This window comes from Vibrio gallaecicus, assembly GCF_024347495.1.
Taxonomy (GTDB): domain Bacteria; phylum Pseudomonadota; class Gammaproteobacteria; order Enterobacterales; family Vibrionaceae; genus Vibrio; species Vibrio gallaecicus.
Map to the genome: position 1 here is coordinate 282,566 of NZ_AP025490.1, position 14,757 is coordinate 297,322.

A 14,757-nucleotide genomic window follows, 5' to 3' on the forward strand; every position below is an offset into this window, starting at 1 on the left:
GTCTGCTTTTAGAGTATTCATTATTACTTCTTAATCTCTTTAACTTCTTGGCTCTAATTTTATTCTCACTTATTGAACCAGAATGCCGGTTCCTACTACTGCGACTATTGCGCCTAACCACGCATAGATATTCGGTCTTTGTTTGGTGTAGTACCAGAGAATAGGCAGTAGCATAATAGGAGTAGTAGAAGAGAGTAACGCAACCATACCCACGTTACCTTCTTGCAGAGCATACAAAATCAAAGTCATACCCACCGCCATTGCTAAGAATCCGTTGATGGCAGTAATACCAAACATTTGCCTATTCATTGGTTTAATAGGAAGTGAGAGCTTCGCCCCTGTTAAACGAAAAAGGGAATGTGCAATAAACGCAGTGATCATCCTAATAGCAGAAGCTGCAACAGGGTCAATATTGGTTTGCATAACAGGTTTAGCAATGATTCCCCCAAGCGCTTGGCAAAGTGCCGCTAGGATTCCTAGGCCAACGCCGATCCAAATTTTCCCTTTAATATCTTCTAGCTGATTTTGAGTTTGCCCTTTACGACCAAAGAATATCGCGGTTAATACACCACTGAATACTAAAGCTGAGCCGATTAGCTCCATGCCTGTCATGCTTTCACTAAAAAGGAAGTAGCCTAATATGGCAGAGAATACGGCATGACAAGAAAATAGCAGACCAGCTTGTCTTGGTCCCATTCGATTCAAGCAAGCAAATAGAGCGGTGTCACCAATGAATATGCCAATCAAACCAGACAGCATCATGGGAGTCACAAGGGCGCTATCAACAGTAGACCAGCCACCAGTTACCCAGGCCATTGTTGATAGTATGACGGCGGTACAACCCATCCGCCATCGGCTATAGGCAAACGAACCTAGATGCTGAGCGGGCTTTACCGATAATAGGCTTGCGATAGCCCAAAGAAATGCAGCAGCAAGTGCTAGCCATTCAAATCCCATTTGAAAGAGCGTCCATGAGGGGAAAGTAGTGATCCAATATGCACTAAACCACCTTCAGAGCAAAGTGAGATTTGATCTGAAGGTGGTTTAGTTAATTACTGCGCTAGTTAAGCTTACTTCTTTCTGTTAACCAAAGAGTTCAGTTAACAAAAAAACTTAGTCAACCAACGAATTTAGTTAATCAAAGAACGCAGTAGCCTTTGCTTAAGCCACAGTGTTTAAATTCTAAGTCAATATGAACAGCGCAAGGTAGACAATTCCGAGTCCGACAAGCCCTAGGATTATCCCCATTTTTGCCATGTCTTTACTTTCAATAAGACCCGTTGAATAGGCTAAGGAGTTAGGCGGTGTTGATACTGGAAGGATCATACCAAGTGAAGCTGAGAAGGCGACAACAACCAGTAACCCTTGTAGCCCACCAATCGCAACTAAGCTTTCCATTGAAGCTCCAATTGCAGCTGCAATCGGCATTAATAAGTTTGCTGTTGCTGTATTCGACATAAAGTTCGCCATTAACCAACATACAATAGACAGCGTAAGAACAACGGAAGTTGGAGATAAGGATTCATAGTCAATAGCGTGCGCGAGTGCGACCGCAAGCCCGGTTTTATCTAAACCGATACCAATCGCAATACCACCTGCGACTAACCAAAGCACATCCCAGTTAATCATTTTTAGCTCTTCCTTGCCCATGATACCCGTTAGGGTAAAGACAGCTAATGGGATGATGGAAACCACGTAGGTATTCATGCCATGCAGTTTTGTGGTCATCCATAAAATAATAGTCAGGGCAAAGGTGGCGTACACAACAATAGCACGCCAACTTTTCTTGAATTTTCCGTCTAACTTCAAAATCATATTTTGCTGCTGAGAAGGAAAAAACTTTTGAAGCAGGAACCAAGCAATTGTGAGTTGGATTATTACAAAGGGTAGCCCCATCATCATCCAAGATAGGAAATCAATACTGTTTTCACCAGTAAGATACTGTAAAGCAATTGCGTTAGGTGGTGTGCCGATTGGTGTTGCAATACCCCCGGTATTAGCGGCGATTGGAATACATAGGACCAATGCTTTGATACCAATATCGCCTTTGGGTGCAGAGGCGACAATTGGTCCTAATAATGCCAGCATCATAACTGTGGTTGCAGTATTGGACATAAACATTGAAAACACAGCTGTGATTAGCATTAAACCAAGCATTATAAAGCGAGGTTGAGTACCAAATGGTTTGAGTAATACTCGCGCTAGATTGTTATCTAATTCGTATTTTGAGGCGGCAATTGCTAAGGCGAAGCCACCCATAAAAAGAATGATGATTGGCGAAGAAAAAGCACCAAAGATGTCGGTATATTTGATTAACTCACCAAGGTCATGTCCTGCTGGTGGGTTTCGAAATAGGTGCAAACCTTTATCTGAGATCATGACTAATTCAAGGGCGATGATCAAAATGGAAGTGGCAAAAACTGGTACGGGCTCAAGCACCCACAACAATGCCGCGAGCAAAAATATAGCCAACAAACGATGCTGAATTAAGGTTAAATTCTCAATTGGTATGGAGTCGATTGGCATAAACAGCACACCAAGGGGGATAGAGAAGCAAATCAATAGCTTAATTAAAACGCCAATATCGAGCTTAAGCATGACACCGAGACCTTATGAAAAAATAACTTCAATTAGAGTAAGTTATCTCTGACTTCGGTACTTGGATAAGCGTTATAAAAAATGAAACTCGTTTAATAATTCGTCAGGTGTTTTGTTTTTAGTCAATCTTTTAAGTTGGAAGGCGTGTTGGCTTAAGTCGAAATCGAAGTTTGAGTTGCAATAAGGGGAGCTGAAATTGATATTCCGACTAACTTTTGAATTTTGGGTATAAAAAAGGCGAGTTATGAAAAACTCGCCTTTCGTGTATCTTTAAAATAACGATTAAGCCCAGATAGCTTTAGAGCGCTATGAAAGCATGCTGTTTTTACTCAGCTGACTGAATGTCTTTGCTTTCTTCTTTTGATTCTTCTGCAGCTTCAGCCTGTTTTTCTTGACTAACAATGTTGTGCGCAAAAGGCGTACCTAGTACTGTTTTTTCGCCATTGACCATAGTCTCATCAAACTTGATTGAGTCTTTAGCAAATAGGTTAATAACAGTTGAACCAAGTTTAAAGCGGCCCATCTCTTCACCCTTCTTCAGGATGATCGCATTGTTACCTTCTGCTGGGTAATCCCATTTGTAAACACTGTTCCCACGAGGTGGAGTAATCGTGCCTGCCCATACTTGCTCAATGCTACCAACAATCGTTGCACCAACCAGTACTTGAGCCATAGGTCCAAACTCAGTATCGAAAATACACACAACACGTTCGTTACGAGCAAAAAGGTTTGGTACATTTTCTGCTGTTAATGGGTTAACAGAGAATAGGTCACCAGGGACATAAATCATCTGGCGAAGTGTACCGTCACATGGCATATGAACGCGGTGGTAATCACTTGGAGATAGGTAAAGTGTTGCGAACTCACCATCAGCAAACTCTTCAGCTAGTGCCGCGTCGCCACCTAGAAGTTCACGAGCAGAATAGTCATGACCTTTTGCTTGAATCAGCTGACCATCAGTAATTGGACCAAATTGGCTTACACGAGCATCTGCAGGATGAACAATAACTGAATCACCTTCAGCGATAGGACGCGTGCCTTCTTTGAGTTCACGTACAAAGAATTCATTGAATGTTTTAAAGTGTTTAGGATCGCTGTGCAGCGCTTCATCCATGTTTACTTTGTATTGTTTAATGAACCAGTTAATGATTGCTGTGGTTAAACCGCCCGCTTTTGCAGAAGCTAGTTTACCGACTAGACGAGTCAGTCCGTGTTGTGGAATCCAGTATTGCAATCCAACTTTAATCTTATCCATTGTATTAATTTTCCGATGCTGTTTGTTTTTGATGCTAATCGTTTTTAATGCAAACGAATTAATGACGATTTAGGGCGCGAGATGTTACTTAAAATCGCGCAACTTGTCAGTAAATGTACATGTTTGTTCACAAGAATGCGGTTATAGATCCGCTTTCTTACTTCGTGAGTACTGACGGTTATCTTTGTTGTCAGCCATTGTTTCAATAATGCGATGGTAGCTAGCAAAACGTAAACGGCTAATTTTTCCGTCTTCAACGGCTTCACGCAGAAGACATCCCGGGTCGTCATTGTGTTTACAGTCGCGAAATTTACAACCACCTAGGTATGGTTTGAATTCAATGAAAGCGTCAGTGATTTCGTCAGGTTCTAGGTGCCATAGACCGAATTCACGTACCCCAGGGGAATCGATCAGATCGCCACCAGAAGGGAAGTGATATAAACGTGCTGCCGTGGTGGTGTGTTGCCCCAGCCCTGAGTTTTCAGAAACAGCGCCTTCTTCTATGTCTAATGTTGGCATAAGTGCATTCACTAGGCTGGATTTGCCCACGCCGGATTGACCAACGAAAATGTTGATGCGATCTTTTAATTCAGCTTCCAGCTCTTTGATACCGTAGCCAGACTCTTTACTCACGAACATCACTTTATAGCCGATTTTTTCGTACACTTTCAGCGTTTCGCGGTATTCGCTAATTTGTTGTTCTGTCAGTAAGTCGACTTTATTGAGCACAACTAATGGCGCAATATTCACCGTTTCAGAGGCTATCAAGTAGCGGTCGATGATATTAAGTGATAGCTCTGGTAGCACAGCTGAAACGATAACCATTTGGTCAACGTTTGCCGCAACAGGTTTTAAGCCGTCGTAGTAATCAGGGCGAGTTAGCATTGACGTTCGAGGTTCAACCGCTTCGACAACACCAGAAATACCAGCCATCGATTCAAGCCCAGCACGCCAGATTACCTTGTCTCCAGAGACTAATGTTTCAATGCTACGACGTAAATTACATCGATGCACTTCATTCGTTTCTAGATCTTCGATATCAGCATGTTGACCAAATCGAGTGATAACAAGACCATGTTTAGTGCCGCCAAGCATATTCTCATCCCATTGGATAGAATCTTCTTTTTTAAGACGTTTGTTCTGGTTACTGCGTACGCGTCGTACTTGACCTTTGGTTAACTTTTTCTTTTTAGCCACAATTTTCCACTTAACACATCTAAATTGATGATAGGGGACTCAAACAAGGTGCTAATTAGCACGACTGCATTTCAGTTGCTCTAAACCTAGTTTGAGTATACATATTTGGGTATAGTACCTCTTTTATACGTAAACAAATAGGCAACTCCCTTATGTCCTTTAGTGATCAGAACCTAATTTGGGTTGATCTTGAGATGACAGGTCTTGATCCTGAAACTCATAAAATTATTGAAATTGCTTCTATCGTTACAGATAGCGAGTTGAATATTCTCGCCGAAGGACCGGTACTTGCTATCCATCAGTCTGATGAAGAGTTGGATAAAATGGATGAATGGTGTACTACTACTCACACTGGAAGTGGCTTAGTTGCACGTATAAAAGAAAGCTCTGTTACTGAGCAAGATGCCATTGACCAAACTATTGAGTTTTTGGAAAAGTGGGTACCAAAGGGCAAATCTCCAATTTGTGGAAATAGCATAGGACAAGATCGCCGTTTCTTGTATAAACACATGCCAGAATTAGAGCAGTATTTCCATTATCGCTACATTGACGTGAGTACTTTGAAAGAACTTACTCGTCGTTGGAAACCTGAAGTTCTTGATGGTTTTTCTAAAACAGGAAGCCATCTTGCACTAGATGACATTCGTGAATCTATCGCTGAATTACAGTATTACCGTAAAACAATCATAAGTATTTAGTCTGTGTATGGCGAAACCATTTGAGCGAATGGCAAAGAGCATATTGACAGTGCTCTTTTTTGTGTGCTTTTTCAGCAAGTAATGAAAATTTTTCATATTTTTGCATTAAGGACTTGCATCACAAAAAAATGCTCTTATAATTCGCAGCCCTGAACGGCGAAAGACGTTCATGATTGCGATACTAGCTCAGTTGGTAGAGCGCAACCTTGCCAAGGTTGAGGTCATCGGTTCGAACCCGATGTATCGCTCCAATTTCTTTTCGAAGAAATAGTATTTTCATTGTACTTAACAATGCATCCGGACGCGGGATGGAGCAGTTTGGTAGCTCGTCGGGCTCATAACCCGAAGGTCGTCGGTTCAAATCCGGCTCCCGCAACCACATTACAGTTAAACGTTGGTTTGATGCTTCTTAGCAAACAAGATAAACGGTTAGCTTATGCGATACTAGCTCAGTTGGTAGAGCGCAACCTTGCCAAGGTTGAGGTCATCGGTTCGAACCCGATGTATCGCTCCAAATTCTATTCTTAGAAGCTGTCTCTTTGAGAAAGTGCTCAGAATGAAAATGGTTTAGTCTCATTGTCTTAAACGGTAATGATGCGAAAAGAGAAACATCCGGACGCGGGATGGAGCAGTTTGGTAGCTCGTCGGGCTCATAACCCGAAGGTCGTCGGTTCAAATCCGGCTCCCGCAACCACATTACAGTTAAACGTTGATTTGATGCTTATTTAGCAGACAAGATGAACGGTTAGCTTATGCGATACTAGCTCAGTTGGTAGAGCGCAACCTTGCCAAGGTTGAGGTCATCGGTTCGAACCCGATGTATCGCTCCAAATTCTATTCTTAGAAGCTGTCTCTTTGAGAAAGTGCTCAGAATGAAAATGGTTTAGTCTCATTGTCTTAAACGGTAATGATGCGAAAAGAGAAACATCCGGACGCGGGATGGAGCAGTTTGGTAGCTCGTCGGGCTCATAACCCGAAGGTCGTCGGTTCAAATCCGGCTCCCGCAACCACATTACAGTTAAACGTTGATTTGATGCTTATTTAGCAGACAAGATGAACGGTTAGCTTATGCGATACTAGCTCAGTTGGTAGAGCGCAACCTTGCCAAGGTTGAGGTCATCGGTTCGAACCCGATGTATCGCTCCAAATTCTCTCTTTTTAGAGAACAGTTTCATTGTCTTAAACAATGCATCCGGACGCGGGATGGAGCAGTTTGGTAGCTCGTCGGGCTCATAACCCGAAGGTCGTCGGTTCAAATCCGGCTCCCGCAACCACATTACAGTTAAACGTTAATTTGATGCTTCTTAGCAGAAAGATGAACGGTTAGCTTATGCGATACTAGCTCAGTTGGTAGAGCGCAACCTTGCCAAGGTTGAGGTCATCGGTTCGAACCCGATGTATCGCTCCAAATTCTATTCTTAGAAGCTGTCTCTTTGAGAAAGTGTTCAGAATGAAAATGGTTTAGTCTCATTGTCTTAAACGATAATGATGCGAAAAAGAGAAACATCCGGACGCGGGATGGAGCAGTTTGGTAGCTCGTCGGGCTCATAACCCGAAGGTCGTCGGTTCAAATCCGGCTCCCGCAACCACATTACAGTTAAACGTTGGTTTGATGCTTCTTAGCAAACAAGATAAACGGTTAGCTTATGCGATACTAGCTCAGTTGGTAGAGCGCAACCTTGCCAAGGTTGAGGTCATCGGTTCGAACCCGATGTATCGCTCCAAATTCTATTCTTAGAAGCTGTCTCTTTGAGAAAGTGCTCAGAATGAAAATGGTTTAGTCTCATTGTCTTAAACGGTAATGATGCGAAAAGAGAAACATCCGGACGCGGGATGGAGCAGTTTGGTAGCTCGTCGGGCTCATAACCCGAAGGTCGTCGGTTCAAATCCGGCTCCCGCAACCACATTACAGTTAAACGTTGATTTGATGCTTATTTAGCAGACAAGATGAACGGTTAGCTTATGCGATACTAGCTCAGTTGGTAGAGCGCAACCTTGCCAAGGTTGAGGTCATCGGTTCGAACCCGATGTATCGCTCCAAATTCTCTCTTTTTAGAGAACAGTTTCATTGTCTTAAACAATGTATCCGGACGCGGGATGGAGCAGTTTGGTAGCTCGTCGGGCTCATAACCCGAAGGTCGTCGGTTCAAATCCGGCTCCCGCAACCACATTACAGCTAAACGTTGATTTGATGCTTCTTAGTAGGCAAATTTAACGGTTAACTAAGCGATACTAGCTCAGCTGGTAGAGCGCAACCTTGCCAAGGTTGAGGTCATCGGTTCGAACCCGATGTATCGCTCCAATTTCTTTCTTAGGATTGATGTTGGGAATATAGAGTCATTAACTTAAATAATGCATCCGGACGCGGGATGGAGCAGTTTGGTAGCTCGTCGGGCTCATAACCCGAAGGTCGTCGGTTCAAATCCGGCTCCCGCAACCACATTACAGTTGAACGTTTAATACTGTCTTGCAGTAAGAACTTAGCTTCTTAACTGAAAAGAAGAACGGTTAGCTCATGCGATACTAGCTCAGTTGGTAGAGCGCAACCTTGCCAAGGTTGAGGTCATCGGTTCGAACCCGATGTATCGCTCCAATTTATCTCTAAGCCCTGAGTTTTGAGATAGACCTATACCATTAGGTCACGCTCTTTCTTTAATGCTGCGAAGCATAATCCCCCAAAATAAACAATTAATCCTCCTTTTCGGTGGATATTTTTGCGTCTCAAATATGAATTAGCAAATGGAATGCTAGTAACTATCAGATCTATATAATTGAATCTGAGGTTTATTCGCACCTGTAAACAGACTTATCCACAAAATCCCAATTGTGGATAAGTTAGTTGATAAACTTGTTTCAGAGCTAATTATTATTGTCTATATAAAAGATCTTTTTTTGATTCTTGTTTGTTGAAAAAGTAACAATCAAACATAACTGTTTGTTTTTGCTTGAATATTGTGTCAAGTGGCTATTTTTACATTAGAATTTAAAGATCGTTAAGCTCTTGTTTTTTGATCTTAGTCATTTATTAGGAATGTGTTTAACTTTCACGATATGCTTGAATCCCACCAACTTATTAAACCTTTTCCACATTATTGAATTTGAGAACAATATCAAATATTGCAGTATAAATTTGTGCAGGAAAGAGATGTCATTGCGTATGAAGCCATTATCAATTCTGGCTGAGTAGTGATTAACAATGGCGATGTATAAAGACAGGTAGGCTATGCGTCTCTTGGTAGCCCCTTTTCAACAATACGAATCAATCGTTGTTTTTTGCTTGCTACCTTACTTGTACCTGTAGGTAACTGTTGAGACTGTTGCTCTAATGCCCATAAAATATGAACATCTAATAATTCACTTTTTCCTAAGTTACTTTCTAAGGTATCGACGATTCGTTGTTGGTAAGGAGCGTTCCCCATTGCGATGAACAAGTTGCGAAGCCATTGTTGGTGCCCAATACGTCGAATTGCTGAGCCTTCCATCTTTTTCAGGAATGTTGTTTCGTCCCAGCTTGCGAGTTGAACAAGGTCTGAGTCTTGAAAATCGTCTCTACGGTGGAAGTCTTTTTGGATGCTAACTTCAGCGTGTCGATTCCAAGGGCAAACTAGTTGACAGTCATCGCAGCCATAAATCCTATTTCCCATTGGTTTTCTGAATTCCTCAGGGATAATTCCATCGAATTCAATCGTAAGGTATGAGATGCACTTTCTAGCATCAACAATTCCTTCTTCGATAATTGCTCCCGTAGGGCATGAAGTGATACAAGCTGTGCACTTCCCACATTCATCAACGCTTGGTGTGTCTACCGGCAATGGGATATTAACGAGTAGCTCTCCGAGGAAAAACCAAGAACCTGACTCTTTATCTAGAATTAAGGAGTGTTTACCTGTCCAACCTAGTCCTGCCTTTTGCGCTAGTGGGCGCTCTAATATCGGAGCAGAATCAACAAAAGGACGGTAGTCTAAACCTTCCACTTCTTGCTCGATTTTTTGCCCTAGTTTTTTAAGCTGGTTACGAACGAGTTTATGGTAATCGCGACCAAGGGCATAACGGCTGATGTAAGCTTGGGTAGTATCATTTAGATTAGAAGCAAACTGAGCTTCAGGAGGAAGGTAATCCATTCGAGCACTGATTACTCGAACGGTGCCCGGATGAAGTTCATCAGGACGTGCTCGCATCATTCCATGGCGTGCCATCCAATCCATTCCACCATGGTAGCCTTTGTCTAACCAATCTTGCAGCGCTGCTTCGTGTTCGCTTAAGTCAATGTCACAGATCCCTACTTTTTGGAATCCGAGCTCTTTGGCCCAAACTTTAATTTGTTCAGCAAGTTGGTCAAGGTTCATGTTGTCAGCTCTGTTTTTATGAGGTCAAACAAAAAATGGGGGCGGATCTTAACGGATCTTGAAGAAATTAACCAGAACTCGCGTACTTTCTTGCTTATTTTTCATATAACTTACATTTGAGATCTTGTCTCTCAAAAGCAACACGGTTTACTATTCTTGTTCATTTGATTTTTATATAGTCAACGATCGATATTTAGAGAACTTATTCATGAGCACGAAACAATTTATTTTGAAAGATGAGCAAGCAACGATTCAATTAGGCACCAGTCTTTCAAATCTATGCTCACAGCAAACGACTATTTACTTGCATGGTGATCTTGGCGCAGGGAAAACGACATTTAGTCGTGGTTTTGTAAGAGCGCTTGGTCATCAAGGGAATGTAAAAAGCCCGACTTACACTTTAGTTGAACCATATCAGTTGGCTGATTGGCAGGTTTATCATTTCGACTTGTACCGACTTGCCGATCCTGAAGAGTTAGAATTTATGGGTATTCGTGATTACTTTACTCCCGATGCTATTTGCTTAGTGGAATGGCCTGAAAAGGGAGTTGGTATGTTACCTGAAGCTGATATGGATATTGATATTCGCTACCAAGATGATCACCGTATTGTTTCTTTAACCGCTAATAATGAATATGGGCAGCGTTTGCTTGATCAGTTGGAGTTAAATTGATTTTTAGGCATCTTCTTTCTGCAGTGATCACGGTTATCACTGCATTTACATTTTTTATATCCCTTCCTACTTTTGCTAACGCACTTGAAGGGTTGAGGGTATGGCCTTCACCGGACGAAACTCGAGTCGTGATTGATCTGAAGTCGGAAGTAGACTTCAGTTATTTCACTTTGAGTAGTCCAAGCCGTTTAGTCGTTGATCTCAAAAACACGACGCTGGCGAGTAAGCTACCTATTACGGTAAAAGACAGCCCAGTATTAAGTAAAGTACGCAAAAGTTCTCCTCCAGAAAAAAGTACTTACCGATTAGTCTTTGAGTTAAAGAAAGCCTCTAAAGCTGAGTTATTTAAGCTGAAACCAACTCCTGGTGGTCAGTATGGGCATCGTTTAGTTATTGATTTCCCACATGGGGCTAAAAGCTCCTCGACTAAGCCTACAGCTTCAAATACTAAACCTGCAGTAAGTAAGAGCATTACTCAAGTTCCTCGTAAGCAAGATATTTTGATTGTTATCGACCCTGGACATGGTGGTGAAGACCCTGGCTCGATCGGCCCTTCTCGTAAGTATGAAAAAAATGCAACATTGAGTATTTCTAAAAAATTAGCTGCGAACTTAAATGCCGTTCCTGGTATTAAAACTCGTTTAACGCGAAACTCGGATTACTTTGTTAATTTAAACCGACGGGTTGCTATTGCTCGTGAAAATGAAGCACATCTGCTTATTTCTATCCACGCTGATGCTTTTACTACTCCACAACCTCGTGGTGGATCTGTATTTGTACTTAATACGCGACGAGCGAATACGGAAATTTCACGCTGGATTGAAAATAAAGAAAAGCAGTCTGAATTATTAGGTGGCAGTGGTGCGGCATTTACAGGGAACATTGCAGATAAAAATGTAAACCAAACATTGCTGGATTTGCAGTTTAGTCATTCGCAGAAAGAAGGCTATAAACTGGCGAAAGAGATTTTGTCGGAGATGGGCAAAGTCGCTAAATTACATAATTCAAAGCCGATCAATACAAGTTTAGCCGTATTGAGATCACCTCAAATCCCATCAGTATTGGTTGAAACGGGGTTTATATCTAACCCAACAGAAGAAAAGTTGCTTTTCCAGCGTTCGCATCAAGACAAACTTGCTCGTTCTATTGCACAAGCTGTTGTGAAGTATTTAAAGGCGAATCCACCTGAAGGCACTATCCTCTCAGGCTCCTCTTCAAAGCAAACTTCCCATAAAGTCAGTCGTGGAGAATCTCTATCGGTTATTGCTAAAAAATACGGAACTTCAACACAAGCCATAATGAAATCAAATGGCTTGAAATCAAGTAGCCTAGCGATTGGTCAGATACTTAAAATCCCTGGAACCGCAGATTCTTTAGTTGTGCCTAAAATAACAAACACAGTCGAGACTAAAACGGTTACTCATGTTGTTAAGTCTGGCGAATACTTAGGAAAGATTGCGAGTAAATATAAAGTATCAGTAGCATCGATTAAGCGTGAAAACCGCCTGAAATCAGAAACACTTAAAGTTGGACAAAAGCTGAAAGTGACCGTGAGTTTGAAAGATATTCCTTTGCGTAGGCATAAAGTCGCGCGAGGGGAGTTCTTAGGCAAAATCGCATCCAAATATGGGGTGAGTGTGAATAGCATTCGACAAGCCAACAAGTTACGTTCGGATGAACTCGCTATTGGGCAAGTACTGATAATTCCGCATAAGTAATTGCTGGAATCAGAATAAAAGATGAAGTTATGACGATAAAGATATTGCCTGCCCGTTTGGCAAACCAAATTGCAGCGGGTGAGGTGGTAGAGAGACCAGCTTCAGTAGTAAAGGAGCTGGTTGAAAATAGCTTGGATTCAGGGGCGACACGAATCGATATTGATATCGAGAAAGGTGGCTCGAAAATGATCCGTGTCCGAGATAATGGCAAAGGGATCGTGAAAGATGAACTCGCGCTAGCTTTGAGTCGACATGCTACATCTAAAATTCATACTCTGGATGATCTAGAAGCCATTGTTAGTCTTGGCTTTCGTGGTGAAGCACTTGCCAGTATTAGCTCGGTCGCACGCCTGACTATCACTTCAAGACCGGCTACTCAAGATCAAGCATGGTCTGCATACAGCGAAGGTCGTGATATGCAGGTGAAATTACAACCTGCCGCGCACCCAATTGGAACATCTGTTGAAGTACTCGATCTTTTCTTCAATACGCCAGCAAGACGTAAGTTTTTAAGAACTGAGAAAACAGAGTTCACTCATATTGATGAACTTCTTAAGCGTATTGCTCTGAGTCGTTTTGATGTGACTATCAATTTGCGTCATAACGGCAAGATGATTCGTCAATATCGAGCGGCAAAAACAGAAGTGCAAGCTGAAAAGCGTATCTCAGCTGTGTGTGGAAATTCATTCGTTCGTCATATGCTTAGAATTGAGCTTGATCATCAAGGGCTTAAATTACATGGTTGGATAACAACTCCAGATGGAGCAAGGCAGCAAAGTGACTTGCAGTACTGCTATGTGAATGGACGAATGATGCGAGATAAGCTGATCAATCATGCCATTCGCCAAAGCTATGAAAGCAGCTTACGGCCAGAACAATTTGCTACGTATGTACTCTTTATTGAAATCGACCCTCATCAAGTTGATGTTAATGTACACCCTGCAAAGCACGAAGTTCGTTTTCATCAAGCTCGTCTTGTACATGATTTTATTTATCAAGCTTTAAGCGATGGTCTTGCTCAAACTAAACAAATAGATGCAGTACCTATGAGGGAGTCTGCCTTTCATCAAGAATCACCAACGCAGGTTCATGAAGAAACGACCGGTTTAAATCATGTCGATTCTTTCGTTCCTGAGCGAGTGTTGCAGGCTATCGAGCAAACACCATCTTATCCTAGAAAAGTAGAACCTTCTCCTCAGGCTGAAAATAAGGTTCAAGATCAACCAAGTCATTACTTCCAAACCGCTTCAATTCCAAATCAAAGGGAAGGGGTAGTGGACCGCCAAGATTGGATTGAATCAAAACCAGCGCCAAGAAAAGAGAAAGAGTCACAACAACACTATGGTGAACCTGCACCTTCGAAGCGAGAAGTGAATGCGTATAAAGAGCTTTTAAATACGCCTCATGTGGATCATTCATCAGATATTCTCGATAAGCCTAATGATTCAAAAAAAGAGAAAAGCCAGGCTTCAATTGATTTACCAACTAGGTTTGATAGTTCGGATAGCCTTAATCGTCCCGAACCTTATATGAGCTCAGAGCTAAATATTTCTCATAAAGTAGGGAATAGTTCGAAACCTGTATCAAGTGCGATACAACCAATAACAGAGTTAGGAAAAGCCGTTTCAGTTGTAGAAAAGCAATATCTTGTCATGGGCGGGAAACATGGTTGTGTTCTACTTTCATTAGCTAAAGCTGAACTATTGAGAATTATAGGGCAACTTGATACTCAACAAGCCCCACTAAAGAGTCAGCCATTACTTGTTCCTTTATCTTTAAAAGTTGAACCTGAGCTTATGCAAGCTTCGCATATTTTTGGTCCGAAGCTATTGCAGTTAGGTATAGAGCTTAAAGCGAGAAATAAAGAAGCGATTATGGTGATGGGCGTGCCATCTCCGTTAAGGCAGCAAAACTTACAGACTTTGATCCCAGATCTGTTATCGTACGCGGCTTCAATAAATGCAGTTGACAGCAATAGTGTAGTCGATAGCACTAATGTCACTGATAGAGAGGCTGATAAGGTGATGCCTTTATTGGTTCATTGGATCGCATTTCAAACGACTCAAGTAAAAAGCGACTACACTTTATCAGAAGCGATTCAACTAGTTGGGGAACTTGAACAACTGTGGCATGGTCTACTTCCGTTAGATGACCCAGAGTTTGTGAAGCCTATAGATTTTTCAGCGACTATTGCTGCATTTTCACCTCACTAGTACCGCCTTTATTTTATTCGCATTATATTTTCGTCTTAGGCGAGCGTATTAGATAAACC

Annotated in this window: 9 protein-coding genes and 17 tRNA genes; 21 read left to right on the forward strand and 5 right to left on the reverse strand. The window is 41.9% G+C overall.

Features of this window, described 5'->3' with window-relative positions:
- Nucleotides 1-69 precede the first annotated feature (69 nt).
- The 4 genes from OCU78_RS01250 to rsgA all read right to left on the reverse strand — a co-directional run bounded on the left by OCU78_RS01250 (nucleotide 70) and on the right by rsgA (nucleotide 5,050).
- Nucleotides 70-957 carry a DMT family transporter gene (locus OCU78_RS01250; RefSeq protein ID WP_137374075.1) on the reverse strand — a complete coding sequence of 296 codons (888 nt, stop codon included), beginning with the start codon at nucleotides 955-957 and terminating at the stop codon, nucleotides 70-72.
- 225 nt (nucleotides 958-1,182) lie between these two features.
- Nucleotides 1,183-2,598 (reverse strand): SLC13 family permease, encoded by a 1,416-nt coding sequence (locus OCU78_RS01255; RefSeq protein WP_137374076.1) that lies wholly within the window; start codon nucleotides 2,596-2,598, stop codon nucleotides 1,183-1,185.
- Between the two features lie 325 nt (nucleotides 2,599-2,923).
- A complete protein-coding gene (asd, locus tag OCU78_RS01260; RefSeq protein ID WP_137374077.1) occupies nucleotides 2,924-3,853 on the reverse strand; it encodes an archaetidylserine decarboxylase in 930 nt (309 codons plus the stop codon).
- 141 nt (nucleotides 3,854-3,994) lie between these two features.
- Nucleotides 3,995-5,050: a small ribosomal subunit biogenesis GTPase RsgA gene (gene rsgA / locus OCU78_RS01265; RefSeq protein WP_137374078.1), complete on the reverse strand. Its 1,056-nt coding sequence runs from the start codon at nucleotides 5,048-5,050 to the stop codon at nucleotides 3,995-3,997.
- 152 nt (nucleotides 5,051-5,202) lie between these two features.
- Here rsgA and orn point away from each other — a divergent pair, with 152 nt between their 5' ends.
- The 18 genes from orn to OCU78_RS01355 all read left to right on the forward strand — a co-directional run bounded on the left by orn (nucleotide 5,203) and on the right by OCU78_RS01355 (nucleotide 8,341).
- Nucleotides 5,203-5,748: an oligoribonuclease gene (gene orn / locus OCU78_RS01270; protein ID WP_137374079.1), complete on the forward strand. Its 546-nt coding sequence runs from the start codon at nucleotides 5,203-5,205 to the stop codon at nucleotides 5,746-5,748.
- 175 nt (nucleotides 5,749-5,923) lie between these two features.
- Nucleotides 5,924-5,999, forward strand: a tRNA-Gly gene (locus OCU78_RS01275).
- A gap of 51 nt (nucleotides 6,000-6,050) precedes the next feature.
- Nucleotides 6,051-6,127 (forward strand) — tRNA-Met (locus tag OCU78_RS01280).
- A 59-nt stretch (nucleotides 6,128-6,186) separates the two neighbouring features.
- Nucleotides 6,187-6,262: transfer RNA gene (locus OCU78_RS01285), tRNA-Gly, on the forward strand.
- Between the two features lie 103 nt (nucleotides 6,263-6,365).
- Nucleotides 6,366-6,442, forward strand: a tRNA-Met gene (locus tag OCU78_RS01290).
- A 60-nt stretch (nucleotides 6,443-6,502) separates the two neighbouring features.
- Nucleotides 6,503-6,578, forward strand: a tRNA-Gly gene (locus OCU78_RS01295).
- A gap of 103 nt (nucleotides 6,579-6,681) precedes the next feature.
- Nucleotides 6,682-6,758, forward strand: a tRNA-Met gene (locus OCU78_RS01300).
- A 60-nt stretch (nucleotides 6,759-6,818) separates the two neighbouring features.
- Nucleotides 6,819-6,894, forward strand: a tRNA-Gly gene (locus OCU78_RS01305).
- A gap of 51 nt (nucleotides 6,895-6,945) precedes the next feature.
- Nucleotides 6,946-7,022 (forward strand) — tRNA-Met (locus OCU78_RS01310).
- Between the two features lie 58 nt (nucleotides 7,023-7,080).
- A tRNA-Gly gene (locus OCU78_RS01315) sits at nucleotides 7,081-7,156 on the forward strand.
- A 104-nt stretch (nucleotides 7,157-7,260) separates the two neighbouring features.
- Nucleotides 7,261-7,337 (forward strand) — tRNA-Met (locus tag OCU78_RS01320).
- A gap of 59 nt (nucleotides 7,338-7,396) precedes the next feature.
- A tRNA-Gly gene (locus OCU78_RS01325) sits at nucleotides 7,397-7,472 on the forward strand.
- A 103-nt stretch (nucleotides 7,473-7,575) separates the two neighbouring features.
- Nucleotides 7,576-7,652: transfer RNA gene (locus OCU78_RS01330), tRNA-Met, on the forward strand.
- Nucleotides 7,653-7,712: 60 nt separating this feature from the next.
- A tRNA-Gly gene (locus OCU78_RS01335) sits at nucleotides 7,713-7,788 on the forward strand.
- Between the two features lie 51 nt (nucleotides 7,789-7,839).
- Nucleotides 7,840-7,916, forward strand: a tRNA-Met gene (locus OCU78_RS01340).
- A gap of 58 nt (nucleotides 7,917-7,974) precedes the next feature.
- Nucleotides 7,975-8,050 (forward strand) — tRNA-Gly (locus tag OCU78_RS01345).
- A gap of 61 nt (nucleotides 8,051-8,111) precedes the next feature.
- Nucleotides 8,112-8,188 (forward strand) — tRNA-Met (locus tag OCU78_RS01350).
- Nucleotides 8,189-8,265: 77 nt separating this feature from the next.
- Nucleotides 8,266-8,341 (forward strand) — tRNA-Gly (locus OCU78_RS01355).
- Between the two features lie 628 nt (nucleotides 8,342-8,969).
- Here the strand turns inward: OCU78_RS01355 and queG are convergent.
- Entirely contained in the window at nucleotides 8,970-10,094 is a 1,125-nt protein-coding gene (queG, locus tag OCU78_RS01360) for a tRNA epoxyqueuosine(34) reductase QueG (protein WP_137374080.1), read from the reverse strand.
- 208 nt (nucleotides 10,095-10,302) lie between these two features.
- Here queG and tsaE point away from each other — a divergent pair, with 208 nt between their 5' ends.
- The 3 genes from tsaE to mutL are packed head-to-tail and all read left to right on the forward strand — an operon-like array spanning nucleotide 10,303 to nucleotide 14,698.
- Nucleotides 10,303-10,767 (forward strand): tRNA (adenosine(37)-N6)-threonylcarbamoyltransferase complex ATPase subunit type 1 TsaE, encoded by a 465-nt coding sequence (gene tsaE, locus OCU78_RS01365; protein ID WP_137374081.1) that lies wholly within the window; start codon nucleotides 10,303-10,305, stop codon nucleotides 10,765-10,767.
- Nucleotides 10,768-10,790: 23 nt separating this feature from the next.
- The gene (locus OCU78_RS01370) at nucleotides 10,791-12,485 is read left to right on the forward strand and encodes an N-acetylmuramoyl-L-alanine amidase (protein WP_240701757.1); all 1,695 of its coding nucleotides are present in this window, start codon (nucleotides 10,791-10,793) and stop codon (nucleotides 12,483-12,485) included.
- A 29-nt stretch (nucleotides 12,486-12,514) separates the two neighbouring features.
- A complete protein-coding gene (gene mutL, locus OCU78_RS01375; protein ID WP_137374083.1) occupies nucleotides 12,515-14,698 on the forward strand; it encodes a DNA mismatch repair endonuclease MutL in 2,184 nt (727 codons plus the stop codon).
- The last annotated feature ends 59 nt before the right edge of the window (nucleotides 14,699-14,757 follow it).